The organism is Macrococcus equipercicus (assembly GCF_004359525.2).
Taxonomy (GTDB): domain Bacteria; phylum Bacillota; class Bacilli; order Staphylococcales; family Staphylococcaceae; genus Macrococcus; species Macrococcus equipercicus.
Window position 1 is genome coordinate 1 of the sequence record NZ_SCWC02000010.1, and the last position, 23,089, is coordinate 23,089.

The window sequence follows — 23,089 nt, forward strand, 5'->3', positions numbered from 1 at the left end:
CAAATTTTCATATTATTCTACTCCTGCTAAAAATTTTTTCAGTTCTATAAAACTATTAATATATTCAATATCTTTCAATTCTGTTATACAACTTCTTTCTACAGTCGTTAACCTTGGGAGGAATACTATTTTTTTTAAAGAAGAGCTTTTCAATTCATTAATATTTTCAGTGTCAATTGATTGATTCCACGAAATAATACTTTTTTTATTCTCTATATTAAAAGTAAAAGGATTACCTATTAATAAATACTTTTGCTCTTTAATTCTACGTTCATTTTCTTCAAACTGTAAAAGTTGATTATATATTAGCTGCTTTTCTATTACTAAATCTCCATACTCTTTTTCGGTAGCTCCAATTATCTTATCTTGTTCCTCAATTTTTATTCCAAGTTTTTTTATTTTATTTTCTAATTGTTTAACAATATTTTCAAGATTCTTAGCTTTTGATTTATATTCTCCAATAATTTTATCCTTTACAAGAATCTCTGAACTAACTTTTTCTTTATCTTTTATCGCATTCAATGACTCTATTTCTAGTTTCTTAATGATATCTCTTAAATTATCTATAGCATCTACTTTTGTTTGATTATCTATAGATGTTTTATTAGTTTCTTCACTTGATTTGTTTTTATTATATTGATCCTCAAGATATTTTTTCACAGTTTGTACTTCAAAAGGCTTTTCACTATGTAGAAACACCATTATTTTATCAAATGAGTTGTCTTCTATTAAACCTATAATATCTGATTCAGAAAGTTCATTAATTTCATTTTCAAAGTTTTTTTTTATATTTTGATATTGCGATGCTATTAATTTTCGATTCTTTTCACTTAAATAATTTTTTAGAGCGTAAGAATGCATTCTTTCTACTACGTCCGCATTCCATTTTCTGAAACCTTTAGGCAAAATTTTTGTTTTATTCAATATTTCCGCCTTTTTATTAGAAGATTGTAAGTTAAATGCAACTTCTATATAGTCTATTTTAATCACCCTTTATTATAATGTTTTGTATATCTTTCTTATAATTCTATTTAAATATTCATTTAGATTATATCGAGAAAGTGTACCTGGAAAGAAGTAAATAATATATAAAGCTATTTGTGTTAACTCGTTATTTTTTATTTGGCACTAAATTAATGATGAGCATAACACAAATGACTTTTCAGTTATATTACTTAATTTTATAAACAACGGTATAAAAAATAGAATGAATAAAACTCTAGTGGATTATAGACTTTTTCGCTAAAAAGATTTTTATTTAATTTCGTTTGTCAAAATAAGCTGGACAGTTTCTCATCTTTAATGAAACTCAAAAATACCTCCAATGGTGTCCTGTAACCAAGAGATTTTCTAGGTCGATTATTTAGGGAATATGCAGCTTGAATAATATAGTCGTCTGTAACTGTGTTGAAATCCGCATCTTTGTCCAGACCGTTTCTTCTAAGCATTCCATTTGAATGTTCATTAAGACCACGCTGCGAAGGTGTGCCTGGATCAGCAAAAAAGATAGATATATCGTGTTGGTTACTGATTGACTTCCAGCTGGAAAACTCTTTACCGTAGTCGAATGTAATGGATTTAAAGAGACGATAAGGTAAAACCGAAAACATACTGTTTAATGCTTTTTCAATGTCGGATGCCTTGCGACCTTCCGGTCGTAGGGTGATGATCATCTTAGAAACACGTTCAACAAGGGTGATGACTGCGCTGCCATGACGACGACCGACAATCGTATCTCCTTCAAGATGACCGAACTCTCTATCAAAGTCAGGAAATTCAACTGTTCTTTCTGAAATGTGGCGTTTGAAAGTCTGACGACCTCTTTTCTCATGATAACCGTTAGGTTTTCTTTTCCCTTTCATTGGAAGTGATTGAACAGGAAGAATATCTTCCCTGAACATTCTGTACAGAGTTTTAACAGAGCAGCTGATAGATTCTTCATTCCTGCCTATGATGGTGTCAGGTGTCCAGCCGTCGGCTATTCTTTCTCGAATATAACTGGTCTGATGCTTAGGAAGGACAATCTTACGTCTTCCGCAAAGAGATTTTCTTTTCTTATAGTTCTGATAGAATTCCAGTGCAGATATACCTGCTTTGAATGCATTAATTACATTATAGACGGTCTGTCTTGAACGCTTAATTCTCCGGCAGATCTCACTGACCGAAATTTTCTGGTGGTAATATGATTCTATGAACGCAAGTTCATCCGTGGTAAGATGTGTATAGGCCATTTGTGCTAACTCCTTATGTTTTCTTTGGTCGGAAATACATATTGAGTTTAGCACAGAAGGCTTTTTTAGTTATCTAGCTTAATTTTACAATCGGCGCTAGATTGAAAAATACACTTTTAAAAAAATAAATCACGAATGATGTAAATGATTGATAGAGTTATTCTTGAGTTTTCTTGAAGTCATTCTTTGTATATTTCTTCATTAAAAAACTTGCAGTTGAAATTTTAGGTTCATCTGCAGGACTATATGTTATTTGCGTTTCAGTGCCCAGTCTGTCGGCAGCAGTGATATAAGCAGCAGCACGCCCATTATAATGAAGAAGCCACTAGCACCTAGTTGAAAGAGTGTATCGCTTAACGCTGTCTGTGTGAAGCCACTTATGATATACACAATGAGAAACGGTAAATACGCGATACTACAAATGCCCTGTATGACGACGTACCTCTTTTCACTGATACCTATATCACGTAAGCGACGGATAAAGCCGCTGAAACAAGCCCAGACAAGGATAAAAAATGACGGCACGCAGAAAAATAGTAACCCGATAGACATCCCTTCTCCCGGACTGTAAAAACGTTCATCCAGCCACCAGATTAACCAGCAGATCAACATCCAAATAGCAACCGACAGTATCATAGGCGGCCAGAACTGTGTCCGTGTATCCCGTCCTTCACTTGTAAAGGCATACCACCAGAAATCCTTCATAGCTTCTCTCATTCCCATATTCAGTCGTCCCTCTCAAGAAACACATCATCTCGCTCATTCCCCTACCAGCGAGAGCTAGGGACGAGGTAGCTGTCAGTCTTTCTCTTTAAAGTTATTTTTCAAGCTCTCTAAAATATCATCCTTACTTTTACCAATCATCATTTCCACACCAGCCAGAAAAGCCCCTTCCACGAGCGGATAATGAGCGATCGTGATCTGTGAATAATCATTCATCTCGAGCGCCATCTCAATATTCATCTTGCTGGAGCCGATATCGTAGAAGACAAGGGCCTCATCCTCTACTTCATCAAACATCGCTGTAATCGCATCAATCGATGTGCCGATTTCGCCGTCGATACCACCGACTGCTTTAATCGTCAGACCCTCAGCCATCTGACTGACAAGTGCCTGGATTCCTGCAGCAATCTCTTCACTATGACTGACGACACAGATTTCCATCAGCGGACACCTCCGATCAAGGCATCGAGGATATAGACCGCACTCTGTGCACCCGGATCAATCGTCCCCTGTGACTTTTCTTTGAAATAGGCAGCGCGCCCTTTAGTCGCCATCATATCCTTCGTCTCTTCAGCCAGCTGCTGCAGCTCTTCTGATGAGAGCAGATGATCGGCATCTGCTGCCGGACTGATGACATCATACATCGTCTTCTCGCCGCCTGTCACCTTGCCGCGTGCACTCACCGCTTCCTTGAACGCATCAAGGAGGGCGTGGATATTGGCTGCCGTCAGTTCATCCTCAGCGACCTGCGACATCTTGACGAACGAGAAGCCGTACAGCGGTCCAGACGCGCCGCCGACCGCACTCATCAAGGTCATGCCACAGGATTTCAGTACGTCTGCGATGGTCTCGCCGGTCAGCTTGTCATTCACTGCCTTGAATCCGCGCAGCATATTCACGCCGTGATCACCGTCGCCGATCTCTCTGTCTAGGTTCGTCAGCAATGTTTCATTCTCTTGAAAGGTCTGAAGCAGGCCTGTCAAACGTTCTTTCAGTTCGTGTGCATTCATACGAAGTCCTCCTAAAAGTATTTACTCGCTGCCTTACTGTCTAGAGCTGCTACGTAATCATCGTCATGCTTGAGGAGTGTAATGGAGAAGCCCTGCATATCCAGCGCCGTCATATAGTTACCGACAAAAAGCTTTGTCATCTGTAGATCCTTCGTATCAAAGTATTCTTTTAAGTAGCGTGCAACGACCGCGAGCTCACTGAGCGGTGTGCCGCCCATGCCGTTGACCATGACGATGAACTTGTCACCCTCGATTTCTTTCTCGAGCTCTGCCATTAGCCGTGCAACAATCTGATCGACCGTCTCCATTTTTTCGCGGTAGATGCCCTTCTCGCCGTGGATACCGATGCCGATCTCCATTTCATCTGCGGCAAGCTCGAAACCGTGCTGCCCAGTCGTCGGTACCATACAAGGCTCAAGTGCCATCCCGATTGTATGCATATTCGGCAGCACCGCCTCCACTTTGGCTTTTACTTCTTCAAGAGATAAACCTTGCTCAGCATAATAACCTGCAAGCTTATGGACGAAGACAGTGCCCGCCACTCCGCGACGCTGTTCCTTGTTATCGATGGCGATATCATCCGCGACAATCACGCGGTCAACCTTGATGTCCTCTATCTCAGCAAGCTCCATCGCCATCTCAAAGTTCATGACATCACCGGCATAGTTCTTGACGATAAGAAGTACGCCCGCATCAGTCGCCACCGCCTTGATGGCCTCAAGTATCTTGTCCGGTGTCGGCGAGGTGAAGACCTCACCACAGACAGCCGCATCAATCATTCCCTCAGCGACATAACCTGCATGTGCCGGCTCATGACCGCTGCCGCCACCTGATACGAGTGCCACCTTACCTCTCTTCCTGTCTTTACGCACAATGACTGAATCTGCAATGACTTCATGTGTGTCGTCCGCTAACGTGAGTCCTTTCAACATATCCGCAACAAACTGTGTCTTGTCATTCACTAACTTTTTCATTAGCTTCGCCTCCTGTTGCTTATATTATAAATATTTCCATTAGAAAGCGCTAACAATTGTGTGCTGGACAAATTATATAGTAGTCATTTCCGCGATAATCGAATTAATCCGATTTACATTATTCCCGCACTTCACCATTCGTCGCTATAACTTCTTTATACCAGTCAAATGATTTCTTTTTCCTGCGTGCCCTTGTACAGTTGCCTTCATCATCCGACTCCACAAAAAAACCAGATATCATCAATGATATCTGGGATGCAGGATATTCTATTTTTAGTTTTTGGATTTTTTCTGATAAGCTTCCAGTATCTTTGATGCGGTAACAACATCGAGTACTGCAGAACCGACTGTCTTAAAGACAGTAATCTCATCTTCTGACTGACGTCCTTTGATCTCACCGTTAATAAGCTGACCGAGTTCTCCGTTATACTGATTTTCATTAATGAAGCCTTCTTCAAGCGGCTGGATAAAATCACCTGCCTCCTGCATAACACCATCTGTTGTGTCAAAGATAACTACATTCGCGTCCTTGATGATTTCTTTCGGTATTTCACACATATCCTTTGTATAGGCACCGACACCATTAATATGTGCACCTCGTTTAATATGACGCGCTTCAAAAGTAGGACGCTTACTCGTGGTAACACTGGTTATGATATCAGCATCTGTCACACAGGCCTCACTGGTCTCAACAGGAACCATGCGTACACCAAACTTCAGGGCCATCTCTTCCGCAAAAGCGCTGGCACGGCTAAAATCCAGATCGAAGATAAGCACTTCTTCCAGGTCACGAACAGTCAGCATTGCTTCCAGCTGGCATTCAGCCTGACCTCCTGTACCAATCAAAGCACCGATTTTAGCATCAGGACGAGATAAAAGCTCCGTTGCCGCACCCTGGACTGCGCCGGTGCGAAGTTGCGTCAGATAAGTGCCATCAATCATTCCACTCACCATCCCCGTCTCAGGGTTCATGACAATCATCGTGGCCGGCACACTAGGCAGTCCTTTGTGCACGTTATCCGGATATACCGAGACAATCTTGATTCCAAGTGCGTCTTTCTCCCCTTCAACGTAGCCTGGCATAAAGAGTGCCTGCCCCTGTCTTGTCGCAATGTCAATATTGGTACGCAATGGTACAATAGCCTGTCCTTTTGAATAATGGGCGAGCGCTTCTTTATCCGCTTCAATGGCATTCCGCATCGTGAAGCAGTCTTTCACGTCTTGTTTCGTCAGATTAATCATCATGATCTACTCCTTAAGCAATCTTTGTGTTGGTCCGGTTCTTATGAAACTGTGATTCAAGCATTGTATAAGCACTATACAGCAAGACGGCAATGACCACCCATTTCAGCATGTACGTATCCAGAGACTTGACGAGGAAGACGGCAGTCAGTACGCCAAGGACACCGAATGTCGCTGCAAACAATGTAATTTTTCTGCTGTAGTGCTGTAATTTAACGAATTCCACACTGCCGACCGGCACTGAGAATGTACATGCCCCCATCATAATCGGGAATGCAGCGACAGGATTCATACCCATCAGATAGACCGTAACCATCGTCAAAGCATATGAACCAATACCAATATTATTGAGAGCACCATAAACAAAGAGTAGGAAACCTGTCAGCACTAATTTAAACCCATATAATTCAGTTGCAGTTCCGCTTGAAGCAATCCAGTTCATCTGACCCGCAAAGATCAGGAGGCCTGCAACAATCAGGCCGAAACCGATGAAGACTTTGATAATATTAGCTGGTAATTTGACGACAAACCGGGGACCGATATAAGCGCCGATGACCTGACAGATAATGCAGACTACAAGTGTCTTAATACCGACATCAATAGAACTGATGTAACAGATCGCCATGACAGCTACCGGAATAACACACTGGGTATTCAATGTACCCGGCAGTTTTTTGATGTCGACCCATTTAAGTTTGTCATAAAGTACTGTTCCTATCGCGAAGTCTGAAATACCGAATGTAGATAGAAAGAACATGGCAAACGAACTGAATGGCAGAGCCTTGGCATTTGCCGGCTCAGCTTTCATCTCCTGAGTATAAGTGGCAACATCTTTGGCAAAGAAAAAGAGGAAATACAGATTCACGAGAACAACGGCAACAATTAACAGAGTGACCATAACTAAAACCTCCCATTTTTAATTTTGTGATTATTTTCACAATCACGTATAAAAAAATTTATTCTGACTTAATTCTCATCTATAATTTACCATGACTTTTTCTGGAATACTATAATAATTAACAGGTATTTTCGAACTATTTGTGAATATATTCACAAATATATGTGATTTACTTATGTACGATTACAATCCTATCACCTATTCAACTGAATCTTCATTCATATACTTTGTGTCATGCTATAATCAAGATAAAATTGAATATTTTATTCATTTTTCTATGGTTTGCGGCGTCCGATATGATAACTACTGAAAGGAAATTGATAATGATACCTGTTTTATTAGCTGTCAGAGAAAATGACAGAACGTTTATGCTGAAATATGGTTACGATTTACATGACAGTCTTCAAGATGATATGGACATTGTTCTGAATACGCTGGATTATGCGATTGAAGAAGTATTAATCAAGAAGTTCGGCTACGAATACGACCTAGAGAAACTAATGGAGAATCTATGGATCAAAGAACTGTATCATCAGAAAGAATTGATACAGCAGCATCTAGCTGATGATAATGGCTATACCGGTTATCAGCCTTATCAGTTATGGATATACGGAGACAGTGCAGTCAGACTGACACTTTATAATAATCAAATATTAATCGGACGTATGGAAAAAATTGACGAGGAAGACATTAATCATGCCTGGCTGGAATTCCGTGTCACTGCAACTGCTGAATTAAAACCGATAGCATTTAATGACATTAAAAGTGTCCATAAGATCTAAAACACCCCGACAGTTAGACTGGATCCTAACTGTCGGGGTATCTTTAACCCTTCTACGCTTATCTGATTTTATTACGCTTAATGAACTCAGCCTTTTAAAGGCAGTGCCATGTCCTTCAGTTTATCAAAGAAAAGCACTTCATCCTGGCCATAGTGAAAACGCCCGTCCTCATCTATATGATACTGATCGGTATCAATCGTCCTTTCAATGAAGACCAGGAAATCATTCAATGACTCGGCGACGACATACATCGTCTCGAGATCGCTGCCATAGGTGATGACCTGTCCCTTTGTTCCCGTCTCACCCGGATCTGTATCAACAGCCAGGAAGTTACCGAAGCCGTCAGTCGCAAAAGGCAGCCAGAGCTCATGATAATATTCTTCCTTGATGGCACCTTCAGGCACAACAGAAACCGCAATCTCTTCCGCTTCATCCTGATTAAACTCCACTTCTCTGATGACTTCCTCCAGCGGCAGCCACTCAAGACCGAAGAACAGACCGACACTGTCATAACTCTCACCATCCGCTTCCCGGTACAGCGCCACGAACTGTTCATCAAGCGGTGCCTTAAATACTTCAACAAGGGCCTCAATCTCCTCATCCGTCGCACCTGGATTCAATGTAGCTGCGAAATAAACCTTGTCATTCTCAAACAATCGTTTAATATCCATACAATACCTCCCCTGTGTAATAGTTGATTATTCCCTTTGCGGTAGATATTTACACATCAACAAACAATTTTTGCCAAGTATATGATACAATGGCTAAAATTACTCTTAATCAGTAAAGGAGACGAATATGAACAGAACCGACGCTATTCTTCTTTTCAGCCAGATCGGCATGCTTATCCTCGGCTTGCTGTACTTACCTGACATCATCAGATCAGGCCTGACACCAGATAATCTATATGCCCTCTTTATGCTACTCGGTGCACTGACACTCGTCTCAGGCTTCGGCACAAACATTTTCACTAATACCCTAAACCGCGAAGATTACAGCAGACACTATCCGCTGATAGTCCGGCTGCGCTGGTCATGGATCAATACAATCATTCAGGGACTCTGCATCATAGCCTTCGCCGCCATCTGTTATTACCTTACCGTTTTTCTGAGTGACGAGTGGTTATGGCGTATACTGAGTCTTCTCTGGATTCTAGTGTGCCTCTATGACATTTACCGGGAATGGCGGCAAAGAAGAATATGGATGGGAGGAGAAAGTAAAACAGGCTTTAGAATTTAAGATGCCTTATTACAAATTCCCCAGATAAAACACCGTTGCAGAGACAAGAGTATGAACCATGAGAAACAGCAGAATAGCATTAATGGACGGCGGCTCATATTCCTCCTCCAGGACGACAAAGTAATCAAACAACATCTTCTTGAATTTATCCATGTGCGAACGACCTCCTTTTTAGAGGAGTATATGATATGGTTATGACAAGAAATGACGTAGTCCATAAAACATGAGAAATTATTTAATGTCTGTGAGATTATATCAGCTCAACACCTGAAAGCCATCAATGAAATACTGCTCTATCTGACAGAAGTCTCCTCTATCACCCTAACTGAATATAGTTTCAGCCAAGTTCGTTACAACAACCAGAACCGCCATTACGAACTGCCGGTTGATATCGCGAAGTTTCTCTATGACTCTATGTTGATCAGTGATGAAGCAGGTAGTCATCAGTTGAAAGAAATAAAAGACGAACAAGCATTATCCTCGCTGTTTGAGAATTTTGTCTACGCATTCTATCAGAAAGAAACAGACTGGAAAGTCTCACGTCCTAAGATTCATTGGGATGTCGATGACGGGTACAGCGAAGCACTTCCGGTTATGCAGACGGATATTGTGCTGAAGAAAGATAATCAGACGATCATCATTGATACAAAATTCTATCAGCAGAATATGAAATCAAGATATGAGAAAGGATCAAAGAAACATCTTTCAGGAAATCTATATCAGCTATTTACGTATCTGGAGAACTATCAGGAGAAAGATGACGAAACAGTCAGTGGCATGTTGCTGTATGCGATGACGAATGACGAAGAGCAGCCGGATCATGAGTATGTAATCAAGAGGAAGAAAGTGAAAGTAACACATATCAATCTATCGCAGGAAATGAAAAAGATAAGTCAGGAGCTGAGAGAGCTCGTTTGACTTATCTTGCTTAGCTTAACATTTTAAAAGTCAATTAGATATAAACAAATGAATATTTATATTACCAATGTAAACTGTAATGGTAAAAGAAAGATACATAAATATGATACTTAACTTAATCAATATTATATTATAATTTCTTTTCTGACGGCTTATCATCCAATATATAAGCTTAAAGATACAATAATAATATTAATATAAGTTTTTTAAAATTTTTAATTTGTTTAAGAGCGGCTTTATATTTTCTAAATTTATAGTTTCATAATTTTCCAATACATTTTGCGCTAATACTATTTTACTAATACTATTACCTTCCCCCTTATTCAGATATTTCCTTCCATTAATTACAAGATTATCCGTATATTCTTTTATCATATCTTCTATTTCATATTCTTTATCAGCTTCCAATTTATTTATAGTCAGAATATATAAATTACCAATTAAATTTACAGGTGAAGGATCACATGTATTTAATTTAGATTTTAACATATCAGAATCAATATCTAATTGCTTCTTTGCAGTATTAATAAACTTATGTAGAGGTTTGTCCTTTCCTTCGTTGTCGAATAGTAAAACTACAGGTTTACTAGGTTGTATATCAAGTCTTTCATTAAAATATTGAAAGTAATTTATTGGGTTTTTATTATGTTTACCTCCCGGCTTGGAAGAATAGTAATTTAAAATTTTAGACATAGTGTCAGCCCCATCTATGGCTAAATCAAAAAAATAGTACAGTCTTTTATTTCTTTTAATAAAATTAATTTTATAATGATATTTATTATCCTTAAACTCGACGAGTTCTGGATACTCTTTATAATATTTTTTTAATGCAGCCTTTATATAGTAAATATCTGTTTTCCCTTCAGGAAAAACAACTATATTATTTGGTTTATAGAATAAATTATAGAATAAAAACTTTTGATATTCTCTTTCTTTGGCATTTAATACCGAATCGTGTAAGTACGTAGTAAAATCTTTGCGATATGATTTTTCCTGTCTTTCCTTATTATACTCTATTTTTTTATTATATATTTCAATAGAATGGATAAAAGATAATCGTCCTTCAATTTGATTAGCATTTAATACTTGCTCATTAATAATTGGTGATTGATCCAATAAAAATTTATGTACTAGAGATCTGGTTGCTTTATAATAATCTCTTTTTATATTTAATCTATTATTTACTACTAATCCAGTTACCTCTTGGCGTGAATTATTAAGTTGAACTCTATATTTAGAACCATTTAATTTAAAACCATTTTTATTAATTAGTTGTTCAATCTCATAATAGAAATCTCCAAACGATTGGTAGAATTTCCTTGAATTACTAGAGAAAGTTAAATCATCAGCATATCTTGTATAGTCTACAGAATACTTTTGACATATATCCAAGACTTTCATATCAAATATATTGAGTATCAAATTACTCATGATTGGTGAAGTTGGAGCCCCTTGAGGAAGAGACCCTTCATAGCAAATCAATTTACTAATTGTTGTTGCCACTTCATCGTTTAAAAGAAAATACTTATTTTTGATTAAAAAGCCCCGAACTCTACCAAAGTGTATCGACTTAAAGAAGTCTTTAATATCAATGTTAAATACGATTTTTTTATTCCTATGAATTTTTGCATTAGTAAAAATACTTCTTTCTTTAATAAAACCATGAGATACATTATGAGAGACTCGATCCTTCATCATTAAATTATATTGAGTTTCTAGCAAGTCTTTTATTTTATATTGCAACCTTTTTAGTTTTGGATGTGGTGAATTAATTACTCTGGACTCGCCATTTTTTTTCAATATCTCAAATGTAGAATAAGGATGGTCTAAATGATATAAAAGATATACAAACGATTTATATGGAATTGATAAATGAAAAGCAAGCGTTCTTTTAGTGTTAATTAGCGATAAGTTCTCCATATATTAACTTCCTTTTAGTAAAAGTCATGTGGCTACTCATTATGTTTATACCAATTGCCAACTATCCCACTAGATGATGATGCGTACAGGTAACAAATGTCCCTGCCTTTCTTTTCAAGGTATGCGAAGCACATACCAAAAATCTAGCCACATGATATGTTAATTATATAAAAAAAAGTTAGGGTTAGAAAGAAAATTATGTAATAATATTACTTTATGAAATTATACTAACATATTATTTAATAATTCTTGTTTTTTAATTTTTAACAAAGTTATTTTTTGACTAATCTTTATTATACATGAATCCATATTTTCCATTAGACTACTTATTTTTTTTTGCTCATTTAGTACTGGGATAAACTCTTTTATATGTAATATATCATTTTTACGAAGGTTTGTTTGACTAACTCCATTATCAAACTTTAATAAATGCTTATTTCTATTTAAAATAAGAAATAAAAAGTATGGATGAGTATCAATTGGTCTCATCTTAGCTATTCTCTGATTCACTGCGTATCTATTAGATTCACTCACAAAGTAACCCTTTGCCAACGCTTTTCCGTTAGGCAAATCACTGAGCACCAGTAACGTATCTCCTTTCATAGCAAGTAATTCACCATGAGAAACAGTCTTTTTAACTTCACCATTAGTAGATATAAATTTTGAATTGACTAAAATATATTTACCTTCTTTAACTACATAATTTTCATGTGCAAGTCCATTTTCATATATAACTATTTCATTTAATTGTTTTTCTTCCCACTCCGGATAATCCTCACCATTCTCATCTTTGAATCGCAATTCTTGAGAGAATATCTTTTGCATATATCCCTTCTTCTGCTCTTCCAATAACGCCAGCTTCTTCTCTTCCAACTCAATCTGCCGATCAAGCTTACTAAAAAACTCACCGATTTTTTGTTGTTCATTTAAACTAGGTATATTAATGACTATATTTTCTAACTCCGTAAAGTAAAGATTTGATACACTTCCGCCTTCTACTCTTTTGGCAAATTCATTTGTTAATTTTCCACGTATATAATTCATTATAAAATATGGATTTTCTTTTGTATTATAAACAGAAATCATTTCTCCAATAGCAATATCAGGTAATGTCAGTACAGATACTTTCGAAAAATCTCTTGCTTTTTCTCCTACACGTGGAATTAAGATTTCTCCTCCATTACTCAATTTTAGATTTTTTAAGGATATATTGGTATGTGAACCCACTTTTCTAATTACACCATGGTACTTAGTGTATAACTCGCCATACCTTACACAAGGCGTTCCTCCTTCATTCACTAAAGACCATTTTGGAGCACTCTTTCCATAATAAAAATAACCAAAATCTTTAAATGTACCATTTGTCCACTCACCACTAAACTCAGGAAACCGTAATTCTGGCATTCTCTTTTCATTAGTCATGCTACAACACTCCTAATTCTTTCAAATATCCGTTAATCTCTTCTTCTAATACTGCGATTTCTTTATCGATATCCTTCAGTTCCTGCTGTACTTTCTCCAAATCAACCGGCTCTTCTTCAATGAACGTATCCACGTATCTTGGAATATTTAAATTATAATCATTTTCTTTAATCTCTTCTAACGTCGCTGCATAGCTATAGCGGTCGATAGTCTCTCTTGTTTGATAAGTCTCTACAATCTTATCGACATGCACACTAGTCAGGTTATTCTGATTCTTACCTTTTTCAAATTCTTCTGATGCATCAATGAACAACACTTTATCATCTTGTTGACGGCATTTCTTGAACACCAGGATACATGTCGGGATGCTTGTGCCATAGAAGATATTAGCAGGTAATCCGATGACAGCATCCAGATAGTTCTTCTCTTCGATTAAGTACTTACGAATCACACCTTCTGCTGCACCGCGGAATAAAACACCGTGTGGTAATACGACTGCCATTGTGCCATTATCATCTAAGTGGTAGATCATATGTTGGACGAAAGCAAAGTCTGCTTTTGATTTTGGTGCGAGTTTACCGTAGTTAGAGAATCTCTCGTCATCTAGATACTTCGCATCTGCTGACCATTTTGCACTATACGGCGGATTTGCAATTACCGCTTCAAACTTCTCTTCAATGACTGCCGGTTCTTCCAATGTATTACCATTCTCAATCGTGAAGTTATTGAAGTTGACATCATGCAGTAACATATTCATACGAGCCAAGTTATATGTCGTACTGTTCAGTTCCTGTCCATAATAATGACGCACATTCGCTTCTTTACCGACACGTAGGAGAAGTGAACCTGATCCACACGTCGGGTCATAGACGTTCTTAAGGTCTGTCTTACCCATTGTGACGATTTTAGCAAGAATTTTAGAGACCTGCTGCGGTGTATAGAATTCTCCTGCTTTCTTACCAGCCGTCGCTGCGAACTGGCCGATCATATATTCATACGCATCCCCGAGCATATCAATCTCAAGTTCACTATGTACAAAAGGCAGTTCACTTAGATTCATCATAACTTTTGAGATGAGTTTCGTTCGAGTTGCGACGTTGTTACCAAGACGTGATGAGTTCAAATCCATATCCGAGAACAGATTGACGAAGTCATCCTGACTGTCTGTGCCAAGTGTCGATTCCTCCACTTTGCTTACAGCTTTAGCCAAATCTTCAATATTGAATTTATCCGCAATGATATCTGCAATCATCTTGCTATAAAGATACTGCGGTTCAATGACGAAGCCGATTCGTTTAGTCAGCTCATCTGTGATGGCCTCCTGATATTCAGGATTCTCCCAAGCGTCTTCATAGCTGATGTCATCATCGCTGAGTAACTCTGCAATCTGCTCTTCTGTCTTCTCTGATAAGAAACGGTAGAAGATTAACCCTAAAATATAATTTCTGAATTCACTCGCATCCATATTCCCGCGAAGATCGTTCGCAATACTCCATAACTTCTTATGTAACTCCGCCTGCTGTTGTTTCTGTGCTTCTGTAACTGATGTCATATAATGTTCCTCCTAATATACTATGGTTGAAATGATTAATGTGTTACCTATTATTGAAATCCAACTTATTGTTTTAATTCAGAGAATTGTTAAACAGCCTTGTTCAATATTTAATCAAGTACTTGCTTTAATAATAATGATAGTAATTCACTCTTCTGTTTCTGCAGATATTTCAATCTGATGCTTGCTTTATACACTTTTGCAATACGCTGCTGTTTCTCAAGCGGCGGTAACGTAATGGTGAACTCTTTTATCTGGTGGACGGATAACTTTTTAACCAAAGTAGCGCCCTGACTAATCGCTTTTAGTTGCTGCGCCGCTTCTACCGATTCTGTCAGCCAGTAGTTCAGAAAGTCAGGATCAATATCGCTGAATCCAGTTAACTTGCAATAGTTATACGGCAATATAAAGCCATCATGCTGTTCACTCACTATGGCACTTTCTGTATTAGCAAGGTTAATAACAATATCCCCTTGCTTGATAGACTGTACTTTCGAGATGTCTGACAGCTGAATCGGTTTGTGCATGGTCGCTGTCTCCATGTACTTACCCTGATCTTCACCAAGAGCTGCTTGATCATAGAGATAATAAGTCGCTCCAGTAGGATCAGAAGTAAGACGAGATACCAATGTGCCTGATTCAATTGTCAGTAATGATTCTAACTTCATTTCGACTCCTTTGTAATTTTTATTTATTACATTTTTAACTATAATCTACAATATAAAATAAATCAAGTAATTTTAATAAATTACTTGATTTAAGTTCGATTTCACATCTCACTGCTATAAATTTTTGAAGTTTCTTTTATAAACGTCTGAACTTCATCTATTTTCTTACGTTTGGTCAGTAACCCGCCTGCTAATGGCTTTCCTACTTCTGAACGGTCCAGCTGCCCGCTGAATTCATATTCTGATACTAATCGGTTGAGTTGTTGCTGCGGGTATTCAAATTTCTTTGAGAAGCTTTCGATAGCTTTCTGCTTCTCTTCTTCCTCGAAATCCATAAAAGCATCATCTATGCTTGAGCCCGGCAATAAGGTTGGCACGACTTTATCCAGAAATGCTCTGATAAGGTCACGTTTTAGTCGCAGGTTCTCGTCATCTGCTTTGTCCAGTAGATCATGAATCTGTTGACGCATTTTATTCTGTTCCTTCTTGTCTTCTAAATTGATTTCACGCAGCAGATTCAAGATATAGCTGACATTGATAATATCATTGCGCATAATCTCAATCTCAAAGTCGATATCATCCAGAACAGAGACTTTATCCGCTTCTTTCCTCTTCTTCGTTTCTTCATAGAGATGCAGATATTTGCCTTTGTACTCCTCATACGTCTGCTGATCAATTTCAAGGATTGCTTCATCAAATTCAAATTCATCGAATGTCTTCAGCATCAGCAGTGTCTTGGAGAGCTGCTTGAAGGTCTCAACAAATGTCTTCTGCTGTTCTTCATCCTCAATCTGGTCAACACTTGATGGATCCGGTGCCATTGTGTAGAGTTCACCCAGCGTCTTCAGGAAGACTTTTAAGTAAGAATCATAGGACTGACTGAGCACTGTCTCTGTATTATCTGTTGTTGAGAAAAGCTGGATGGCATCGTCTGTCGCTTTTTTTAAGTTACGGTAGGCAACGATATTACCGTAAGGTTTGGTCTCCTTTTCAATACGGTTTGTCCGTGAGTATGCCTGAATCAGATCATGGTGTTTCAAGTTCTTATCGACATACAACGTGTTCAGCACTTTTGAGTCAAACCCTGTTAGGAACATATTGACGACAATCAGAATGTCAATCTTGTTGTCCTTGATGCCCTGTTTGACACGTTTTGAGATATCAGCGAAATAGCTGTTGTATGTATCGGTTGAGTAGTTAGTGCCGAATGTCTTATTGTAGTCCTTGATGACACTTTCAAGCTGGTCCTTGGCGTGTTCTGTGACCTCGCCGTCACGCATATCTTGGTTCGGCTGATACGTGAAAATCGTTGCGATTTTAAGCCCGTTCTTGCCTTCCTGTTCAGAGAGTGCTTTCAGTGCGTGATAATATTTCATGGCCATTGGAATCTTCTGCGTCGCAAGAATGGCTGAGTACTGGCCATTCCGTGTCTTCTTATGATGATTGCGGTAGATGTGTTCTGCCACCATCTGAATGCGTTCATCTGCCATCCAGACTTCATCTGTGTTAATAGACTCCACATATTCTTCATTGGTAGTATCAACTTCATTCTTGAATGTGTTGATGTATTCTACCGAGAAACCGAGTACATTACCATCCCGGATGGCATCTTTGATGAGGTATTTGTGCAGACATTTCTCGAAGATATCTGCTGTCGCGCGGCCATCCTGACTTTTGTTCTCCTCAAAGCGAGGTGTTCCTGTGAAGCCGAAGTACTGGGCATTCTTGAACTGCTGCTTAATCAGGCGGTGCATCTCACCGAACTGTGTCCGGTGACACTCATCAATGATGAAAACTACTTTCTCAGTCTCATACTGCGCCATCACAGGGTCCTGACGTTTGATTGCATGAGCCATCTTCTGAATAGTCGTGACAATGAGTGATTTCGAGCGGTCTCCTAATTGCTTCAGAAGGGTATGCGTGTTATCTGTCATGTCAACTGCGCCTTTTTCAAACTTATTGAACTCAGCTAAGGTCTGACTGTCCAGATCTCGTCTGTCAACCAGGAAGATAACCTTACTGATACCAGGTTCCTTAGCAAGCAGCTGACTCGCCTTGAAGGACGTGAGCGTCTTACCGCTTCCCGTTGTATGCCAGATATAACCGTTGTTATTCGTTTCAAGTGCACGATTAATAATGGCCTCAACAGCATAGACTTGATAAGGCCGCATCGCCATCAGAATGCGGTCCGATTCATTCACGACCATATACCGTGCAATCATCTTCGCCAGATGGCAAGGCTCAAGGAAGGTCTCTGCAAATTCCTTCAGATTGTTGATGCGATTGTTCTCTTCATCGCTCCAGTAGAACATATTACTTTTATTAATTTCCTTGTCACTATTCGCATAATAACGTGTCTCAACACTATTACTGATCACAAAGAGCTGAATATAACGGAAGAGCCCCGTAAAATTATGACGACGATAGCGTTCAACTTGATTGAATGCCTCAGAGAAAGCGACACCGCTTCTCTTCAGCTCAATCTGCGTCGCCGGCAGACCGTTAATCAGAATGGTAATATCATAACGTCCTTTATAGGTGTCATGAACAGTCACCTGATTCGTCACCTGGAACTTATTCTGACACCACTTCTCTGTATTGAAGAATTCCAGATAGACTTTAGACTCATCATCCCGTGTCAGCACAAACTTATCACGGAGAATCATCGCACTGTCAAAGACCGATTTGCCATTAATCTGCGTCATCAGACGATCAAATTCAGCATCAGTCAGCGGTTCATTTTTGAGTTTATCCATATGACGCTCGTTCAGAATCTGCCTGAAGTTATCAAGTAACACTTCATCATCTTTTATCTGGATACGCTCATAGCCTTTGGCAACCAGTTGACTGATTGTCAGTTCCTCGAGTGCGTGCTCGGATTGGTACATGAAATCACCTGCTTACTATTTTCTTTACTCTTTCCTTAATTATACATAATATGATAGGGCTTTCATATAAATTTTATACATCTGTAAATGAAAAGTAATAAGCAGTAGACAACTACTTATCACTCTATAATCATTGTTCTTTCTTCACAAACACTTCATTTCTGACTTCATCAGGTATAATGCCGAAGAAATAATTTTCAATCTGTTCCCAGAACCATTTCGTATGCACGACTTGCTTCTTCATTACATCCTGTTCATCAAATTCTTTTGTGAACAAGTATTTCAACATCGACATTCCAATTTTATGAGCTGTATACTGCTGATTTAATATATCGTTCTGATATTTCTTCGGTTTCGCTACAGCATTTTCAAGTGGATAAACTGAGTTGATCCGCAAGGATAATGTCGGTGTTTCACCACTGGACAAGTGATAACTCGCGATACCCAGTCCTTCTAGTAACCCTAAGATAATCGTGTAGTTACTGATTTCATCCTGTTTACTTCTAAATACAAAATAACTATGCTCATTAGGCGGTGTTTCGACTGAGATCTCCTTATCAAACAATGTATTCACATAGTACTTCAGTTTATCGAAGATATCGTTATATGTATTACTGATTTTGTACTTGTCCTCTGCTAAAACGGTAATGCCATTTAATCTATTGACATCATTTGCTTTAAGCAAGCTGTTAATGAGCAACATGCTGAACTGTTCATTGAACTTATATTTCAGTGTTGTTCTTAGTTGATAGGCTAGTTGTTTCTCATCAAAGTGGTTCCCTTTAACAGCGAACGTTCTGAATGCTTCTTCACACTGCTCCAGAATATCTAAGGCCTCACGCTTTAAATCAATTCCATCCTCTTCTTTGACTGTGATATTGTAGGCGATAGGCAGCTTTTTCAGCAACTTATCGTGTTGAAGAACCTCATCTCCTATTGCCATGTAGAATTTGAACTGTGGGTAGGAGTAATGATCAGCATAATTTTTCTTCCAGTAGTCACCTGTCTTAAACTTATAGACCTGTTTATAGAAGTCCCCGTTTGTATGACTCACAAATTCAAAGAACGGTTCATATTTTTTCATGGCAATCATCGCAGCCAGGTCATCATTGACAAGAATATAGTCTACCCCGTTCACTTCTCCTGGGCGCGTAACAATCGGCGGGTATTTGATTTTATTGTTGAAGTCATTCTCAATATTCAGCAGTGCTAACTTCACTTTGTTTTCAGGATCATCATTAGATGATTCCGTTTCGCCTTTAGCGAAGATATGTGCAAATTCCTTTGGATTGATGACTAAGTTTCGTTTATAACGATTTGCTTTGTATATCTTAATCAGTTTATCCATCACAGCGAGTAATTCTGACTTCTTAATGGAAGACATGGCATACATTTTCTTTACTTCATTGAAATCTTTCTGCAGGTAATCGACTTTAGCATGGCCGATTATTGAAGTATCACGGGCAGCACGACCGATCTCTTGTACGAAATCCAGTACATTACCTGTCATGCCGTAATGGTAGACACGTTTGATATCAGGTACATCAATACCCATACCAAATGCTTTTGTGGCTAAGATGACCGGTTTCGTACCATTTAAGAAGTCGTTGAAGTTCTGTTCTTTTTCATGCGGCGTCAGTCGACCATAGTAAATCGTAATTTTATCTTTTGTTCTTTCAGCATTCGTATCAACATATTTAAGAAAACTATGAATTTGCTTGATAGTCGGGAAATAGATAAGCAGTTTTTCATTCTTACTGATTGCATCCTTAATTGTTTTCAGCGTCAATTCTGTTTTAATCTTCATTGCATCATTTTTATATTTCGACTTATCTTCTTTTTCAATGTCTGAAATCTGCAAGAGAAGATTATCTTTCTTGACACTACCTACATATTTGATGACTGATGTGAGATTCAACGTCGATTTGATTTCATCCAGCATACTATTTTTCCCTTCGACAATTGCTGTCGCGGTAAACGTCACTATCGGGAAAGTCTGGTTCGCCCTCAATTTAGAGACATGGCTTCCCATGTACCAGTAATCCGGTCTGAAACTTTTCCCCCATGTTGTCACGATGTGTGCTTCATCGACTATGAATAGACCGATTGGACGTTCGCCTATCAAGTTGCCAATATCACCGCGGCTCAGCAGTGTCTCTGATGAAATATAGAGAAGGTCAATCTTACCGTCTTTAATTTCAGCCTTAATCTTTTCTTTCTGTAATGGCGAGATACCTGAGTTTATCGTTTTCGCATTCTTGATATTTTTTCTTTTCAGACTTTCTGTCTGATCGTTCATTAATCCGATAAGGGGAGAGATCACAATAGTAATCGGTTTTTGGTCTTTGTGATTCTCGGCCAGATATAAGGCTGGAATCTGGAACATCAGTGACTTACCTGCTCCGGTTGAAGCCGTGATGAAGATGTCGCGTGGTAATTCGCCGGCCAGTCCTTTCTCAGCTTGAGTAACAATATCATCAATAATCTGTGCCTGACTGATACGGACAATTTCTCTGGAAGCAGTTGTGTTCTTATAGAACGGGAGTTCTTTGAACTCGTTATAACCCCAATACTGATTCATAATTTTTCTGTAGTCATTTTCACGTGTGATGATTCTTTTTTGGGCAGAGCTGATAAGGACTTTGATTCTGCCGTCAAACTGGTGGTTCAATGTTTCAAGGTAGTCTTGCATTCGATTATATTCATCTAAGTTGGCAAACATCACATAGTAGCTATCTAAGGTATGAGTGAGTTTTTCTATTAAATCAATAACTTTTGACCGATTACTGCTAATATCAATGACTTGCTTGGAGTGAACCGCTTCTATATCATCAATCGTCTCAATTGATTGTCTCTTTTCATATAAGTTCGTCAATACCGCATCTTCGATTTCATCGAGGAAATCATTATAGATGACATAGTATTGATGTTGATGTTCAATAATCATCCCATAAATATTGTTGACAAATTCGTCGAACAGATTACTTTTGTAATTTGAGTCACTGAAGTTCTTATGATAGAAATCATGGATGTCCTCTAGAGCGTGGTTATGTGAGTAGATATCTGGATAGATATTGTTCTTAATAATTTCAATGTGATCGAAGTCATATTGAATCACTTCACCGTAGACATAGAATTCCTCAGGCATTACCCAGCCATACGGCAAGTCATAGTCTCTGATATCTCTCGCCATCTGTCTTTTTTCACGACTACCTACTTCATAGTGCTGATTGAGGAATCCATGTAATGGAAAATCGAAGAGCTTATTATTTTCTTTTTCTAGCTGCTCAGCTGTAAACCCGACTAAAATATAGAGTGTTTTCTTATCAGAAACATGATTAATCATTAATGAGCCTCCCAATAATCTTTCAAATTTAGTTTTGCTTTATGCTTACTTAATTTTCTTAACGCTTTGGCTTCAATCTGTCTTATTCTCTCTCTTGTTACACCATGGTCCAGACCTATCTCTTCTAGCGTCATCACTTCAAGTCCATTTAGGCCAAACCGTTTAATGATGACATCCGCTTCCCGTGGTTTGCATTCTTTCTCAATCAACTTATTAATATAACGATTCAATTCATTTTTAAACGCTTCATTTTCTACTAAATCATTACCGAACATAGATTGATTAACTTCAATGGGTTCAACAATAAAGTCTCCTATGGTTGAATCCTTATCTTCACCTACATAAGTTGATAACGACACTTGTGCCTGGTTATACAGATGATCATAGAGAAGTAAGTTCTCTATCTGCCCCTCAGAAAAATCACTATTCCTTTTAATATCTTCAATCATTTGTTGAGGCGATTCATAATCTTTTTGGCGTATGATTTGTCTTATCTTATTTAAAGCTTCATTAAGGTGAACAGGTAAACGTATTATACGGCTCTCATCAGCAAACCCGCGTGTAATGGATTGTTTGATCCAATGCGTCGCATAGGTAGAAAACTTGAATCCTTTACTAGAATCATATTTTTCGATTGCTCGTAATAAGCCCTTCTGACCGAAAGAAACGATATCATCTAACTCTAATCCGCCTTTCGGCATGACATTATAATATTTTAAAGCCATTTTATTCACCAGCTTTTGATTCGCTAACACAATTTTCTCTAACGTCTCTTCGTCGGAGTCCAGTGCATACTGTTCAAAGTATTCATCATTCTTCTCAAATGTAATGACGTCATGTTTCTCAAAATTTTCTCTGAACTCTTCACTATGTATAAAATCTGCACTATCTTCAGCTACATAATCCTCAGCCAAAAGAGCAGCTGTCAAATCAAATTCGGGTTCGGTGTCATCCATGATAGTTTCGTCTTGTGATTTTCCAGTGTTTTCAACACTTTCTTCTGCAGCAATCTTTTCACTTTTCGTGAAATGAAAACCTAGCTTAGTGATGTATTGCTGACCCTTTTCAAAATCGAAGAATAGCTTTTCGTACAAATACGATGATGTCACAATTAACTGTTGATCAATCATTTGCTTGAGCTCTTCATATGATAAAGTTATCGATTTATCAGGGAAGTTTGTCATTAAGAATTGTTGTAATTTTTGGTCATGTATATTCATAATCGCCCTCAATTCCTCTAATTCAAAAGTGATTGTATCCGCTTACATTAATTATA

21 protein-coding genes are annotated in these 23,089 nt (G+C 38.2%); 3 read left to right on the plus strand and 18 right to left on the minus strand.

What is annotated here, in order from left to right; genetic code table 11:
* Positions 1 to 12: 12 nt before the first annotated feature.
* From ERX35_RS10095 to ERX35_RS10135, 9 genes are all read right to left on the minus strand, one after another.
* Complete coding sequence (locus tag ERX35_RS10095; RefSeq protein ID WP_149459780.1) at positions 13 to 924, minus strand: hypothetical protein; 912 nt, start codon at positions 922 to 924, stop codon at positions 13 to 15.
* Between the two features lie 347 nt (positions 925 to 1,271).
* Positions 1,272 to 2,231, minus strand: a complete 960-nt coding sequence (locus tag ERX35_RS10100) for an IS30 family transposase (RefSeq protein WP_149459781.1) — start codon at positions 2,229 to 2,231, stop codon at positions 1,272 to 1,274.
* 249 nt (positions 2,232 to 2,480) lie between these two features.
* On the minus strand, positions 2,481 to 2,948 hold the full coding sequence (locus ERX35_RS10105) for a DUF805 domain-containing protein (RefSeq protein WP_149459782.1): 468 nt from the start codon (positions 2,946 to 2,948) through the stop codon (positions 2,481 to 2,483).
* Between the two features lie 81 nt (positions 2,949 to 3,029).
* Positions 3,030 to 3,395: a dihydroxyacetone kinase phosphoryl donor subunit DhaM gene (dhaM, locus tag ERX35_RS10110; protein ID WP_246143159.1), complete on the minus strand. Its 366-nt coding sequence runs from the start codon at positions 3,393 to 3,395 to the stop codon at positions 3,030 to 3,032.
* Positions 3,395 to 3,964 carry a dihydroxyacetone kinase subunit DhaL gene (gene dhaL, locus ERX35_RS10115; protein WP_149459784.1) on the minus strand — a complete coding sequence of 190 codons (570 nt, stop codon included), beginning with the start codon at positions 3,962 to 3,964 and terminating at the stop codon, positions 3,395 to 3,397. Before dhaL ends, dhaM begins: the two co-directional genes overlap by 1 nt.
* Before the next feature lie 11 nt (positions 3,965 to 3,975).
* Positions 3,976 to 4,938 carry a dihydroxyacetone kinase subunit DhaK gene (gene dhaK / locus ERX35_RS10120; protein ID WP_149459785.1) on the minus strand — a complete coding sequence of 321 codons (963 nt, stop codon included), beginning with the start codon at positions 4,936 to 4,938 and terminating at the stop codon, positions 3,976 to 3,978.
* 118 nt (positions 4,939 to 5,056) lie between these two features.
* Positions 5,057 to 5,179: a hypothetical protein gene (locus tag ERX35_RS11680; protein ID WP_281290609.1), complete on the minus strand. Its 123-nt coding sequence runs from the start codon at positions 5,177 to 5,179 to the stop codon at positions 5,057 to 5,059.
* Between the two features lie 32 nt (positions 5,180 to 5,211).
* Positions 5,212 to 6,183, minus strand: a complete 972-nt coding sequence (locus ERX35_RS10130; RefSeq protein ID WP_246143160.1) for an ornithine cyclodeaminase family protein — start codon at positions 6,181 to 6,183, stop codon at positions 5,212 to 5,214.
* Positions 6,184 to 6,193: 10 nt separating this feature from the next.
* Entirely contained in the window at positions 6,194 to 7,078 is an 885-nt protein-coding gene (locus ERX35_RS10135) for a sulfite exporter TauE/SafE family protein (RefSeq protein ID WP_149459786.1), read from the minus strand.
* A gap of 323 nt (positions 7,079 to 7,401) precedes the next feature.
* On the opposite strand from ERX35_RS10135, the gene ERX35_RS10140 reads away from it, so the two are divergent.
* Positions 7,402 to 7,860, plus strand: a complete 459-nt coding sequence (locus tag ERX35_RS10140; RefSeq protein ID WP_149459787.1) for a hypothetical protein — start codon at positions 7,402 to 7,404, stop codon at positions 7,858 to 7,860.
* An 86-nt stretch (positions 7,861 to 7,946) separates the two neighbouring features.
* Here ERX35_RS10140 and ERX35_RS10145 read toward each other — a convergent pair whose 3' ends face one another.
* Positions 7,947 to 8,531 (minus strand): SMI1/KNR4 family protein, encoded by a 585-nt coding sequence (locus ERX35_RS10145; RefSeq protein WP_149459788.1) that lies wholly within the window; start codon positions 8,529 to 8,531, stop codon positions 7,947 to 7,949.
* Between the two features lie 127 nt (positions 8,532 to 8,658).
* On the opposite strand from ERX35_RS10145, the gene ERX35_RS10150 reads away from it, so the two are divergent.
* A complete protein-coding gene (locus tag ERX35_RS10150) occupies positions 8,659 to 9,099 on the plus strand; it encodes a hypothetical protein (protein ID WP_149459789.1) in 441 nt (146 codons plus the stop codon).
* A 9-nt stretch (positions 9,100 to 9,108) separates the two neighbouring features.
* Here ERX35_RS10150 and ERX35_RS11500 read toward each other — a convergent pair whose 3' ends face one another.
* Positions 9,109 to 9,252 carry a hypothetical protein gene (locus ERX35_RS11500; protein ID WP_170234612.1) on the minus strand — a complete coding sequence of 48 codons (144 nt, stop codon included), beginning with the start codon at positions 9,250 to 9,252 and terminating at the stop codon, positions 9,109 to 9,111.
* A gap of 99 nt (positions 9,253 to 9,351) precedes the next feature.
* Here ERX35_RS11500 and ERX35_RS10155 point away from each other — a divergent pair, with 99 nt between their 5' ends.
* On the plus strand, positions 9,352 to 10,017 hold the full coding sequence (locus ERX35_RS10155; RefSeq protein WP_281290608.1) for a 5-methylcytosine restriction system specificity protein McrC: 666 nt from the start codon (positions 9,352 to 9,354) through the stop codon (positions 10,015 to 10,017).
* A 192-nt stretch (positions 10,018 to 10,209) separates the two neighbouring features.
* Here the strand turns inward: ERX35_RS10155 and ERX35_RS10160 are convergent, their stop codons facing one another.
* The 7 genes from ERX35_RS10160 to ERX35_RS10190 form a co-directional block, all read right to left on the minus strand.
* Complete coding sequence (locus ERX35_RS10160; RefSeq protein ID WP_149459791.1) at positions 10,210 to 11,937, minus strand: retron Ec67 family RNA-directed DNA polymerase/endonuclease; 1,728 nt, start codon at positions 11,935 to 11,937, stop codon at positions 10,210 to 10,212.
* Positions 11,938 to 12,159: 222 nt separating this feature from the next.
* Positions 12,160 to 13,359 (minus strand): restriction endonuclease subunit S, encoded by a 1,200-nt coding sequence (locus ERX35_RS10165; protein WP_149459792.1) that lies wholly within the window; start codon positions 13,357 to 13,359, stop codon positions 12,160 to 12,162.
* A 1-nt stretch (position 13,360) separates the two neighbouring features.
* A complete protein-coding gene (locus ERX35_RS10170; protein ID WP_149459793.1) occupies positions 13,361 to 14,911 on the minus strand; it encodes a type I restriction-modification system subunit M in 1,551 nt (516 codons plus the stop codon).
* Positions 14,912 to 15,021: 110 nt separating this feature from the next.
* Positions 15,022 to 15,579, minus strand: coding sequence for a restriction endonuclease subunit S (locus ERX35_RS10175; protein ID WP_149459794.1), 558 nt, complete (start codon positions 15,577 to 15,579; stop codon positions 15,022 to 15,024).
* A 101-nt stretch (positions 15,580 to 15,680) separates the two neighbouring features.
* Positions 15,681 to 18,467, minus strand: coding sequence for a type I restriction endonuclease subunit R (locus ERX35_RS10180; protein WP_149459795.1), 2,787 nt, complete (start codon positions 18,465 to 18,467; stop codon positions 15,681 to 15,683).
* A 130-nt stretch (positions 18,468 to 18,597) separates the two neighbouring features.
* Positions 18,598 to 21,813 (minus strand): DEAD/DEAH box helicase, encoded by a 3,216-nt coding sequence (locus tag ERX35_RS10185; protein WP_149459796.1) that lies wholly within the window; start codon positions 21,811 to 21,813, stop codon positions 18,598 to 18,600.
* Positions 21,813 to 23,033, minus strand: a complete 1,221-nt coding sequence (locus ERX35_RS10190; RefSeq protein ID WP_149459797.1) for a sigma-70 family RNA polymerase sigma factor — start codon at positions 23,031 to 23,033, stop codon at positions 21,813 to 21,815. The genes ERX35_RS10185 and ERX35_RS10190 overlap by 1 nt, the downstream gene beginning before the upstream one ends.
* Positions 23,034 to 23,089 lie beyond the last annotated feature (56 nt).

Excerpts from the sequence above, each read along its gene's own strand:
- ERX35_RS10180 (WP_149459795.1), bottom strand. The coding sequence starts at position 18,467 with ATGTACCAATCCGAGCACGCACTCGAGGAACTGACAATCAGTCAACTG.
- ERX35_RS10145 (WP_149459788.1), bottom strand. The coding sequence starts at position 8,531 with ATGGATATTAAACGATTGTTTGAGAATGACAAGGTTTATTTCGCAGCT.
- ERX35_RS10150 (WP_149459789.1), top strand. The coding sequence starts at position 8,659 with ATGAACAGAACCGACGCTATTCTTCTTTTCAGCCAGATCGGCATGCTT.
- ERX35_RS10165 (WP_149459792.1), bottom strand. The coding sequence starts at position 13,359 with ATGACTAATGAAAAGAGAATGCCAGAATTACGGTTTCCTGAGTTTAGT.
- ERX35_RS11680 (WP_281290609.1), bottom strand. The coding sequence starts at position 5,179 with ATGATATCTGGTTTTTTTGTGGAGTCGGATGATGAAGGCAACTGTACA.
- ERX35_RS10140 (WP_149459787.1), top strand. The coding sequence starts at position 7,402 with ATGATACCTGTTTTATTAGCTGTCAGAGAAAATGACAGAACGTTTATG.
- ERX35_RS11500 (WP_170234612.1), bottom strand. The coding sequence starts at position 9,252 with ATGGATAAATTCAAGAAGATGTTGTTTGATTACTTTGTCGTCCTGGAG.
- ERX35_RS10190 (WP_149459797.1), bottom strand. The coding sequence starts at position 23,033 with ATGAATATACATGACCAAAAATTACAACAATTCTTAATGACAAACTTC.
- ERX35_RS10135 (WP_149459786.1), bottom strand. The coding sequence starts at position 7,078 with ATGGTCACTCTGTTAATTGTTGCCGTTGTTCTCGTGAATCTGTATTTC.
- dhaK (WP_149459785.1), bottom strand. The coding sequence starts at position 4,938 with ATGAAAAAGTTAGTGAATGACAAGACACAGTTTGTTGCGGATATGTTG.
- ERX35_RS10160 (WP_149459791.1), bottom strand. The coding sequence starts at position 11,937 with ATGGAGAACTTATCGCTAATTAACACTAAAAGAACGCTTGCTTTTCAT.
- ERX35_RS10130 (WP_246143160.1), bottom strand. The coding sequence starts at position 6,183 with ATGATGATTAATCTGACGAAACAAGACGTGAAAGACTGCTTCACGATG.
- ERX35_RS10170 (WP_149459793.1), bottom strand. The coding sequence starts at position 14,911 with ATGACATCAGTTACAGAAGCACAGAAACAACAGCAGGCGGAGTTACAT.
- dhaL (WP_149459784.1), bottom strand. The coding sequence starts at position 3,964 with ATGAATGCACACGAACTGAAAGAACGTTTGACAGGCCTGCTTCAGACC.
- ERX35_RS10175 (WP_149459794.1), bottom strand. The coding sequence starts at position 15,579 with ATGAAGTTAGAATCATTACTGACAATTGAATCAGGCACATTGGTATCT.
- dhaM (WP_246143159.1), bottom strand. The coding sequence starts at position 3,395 with ATGGAAATCTGTGTCGTCAGTCATAGTGAAGAGATTGCTGCAGGAATC.
- ERX35_RS10185 (WP_149459796.1), bottom strand. The coding sequence starts at position 21,813 with ATGATTAATCATGTTTCTGATAAGAAAACACTCTATATTTTAGTCGGG.
- ERX35_RS10100 (WP_149459781.1), bottom strand. The coding sequence starts at position 2,231 with ATGGCCTATACACATCTTACCACGGATGAACTTGCGTTCATAGAATCA.
- ERX35_RS10105 (WP_149459782.1), bottom strand. The coding sequence starts at position 2,948 with ATGAGAGAAGCTATGAAGGATTTCTGGTGGTATGCCTTTACAAGTGAA.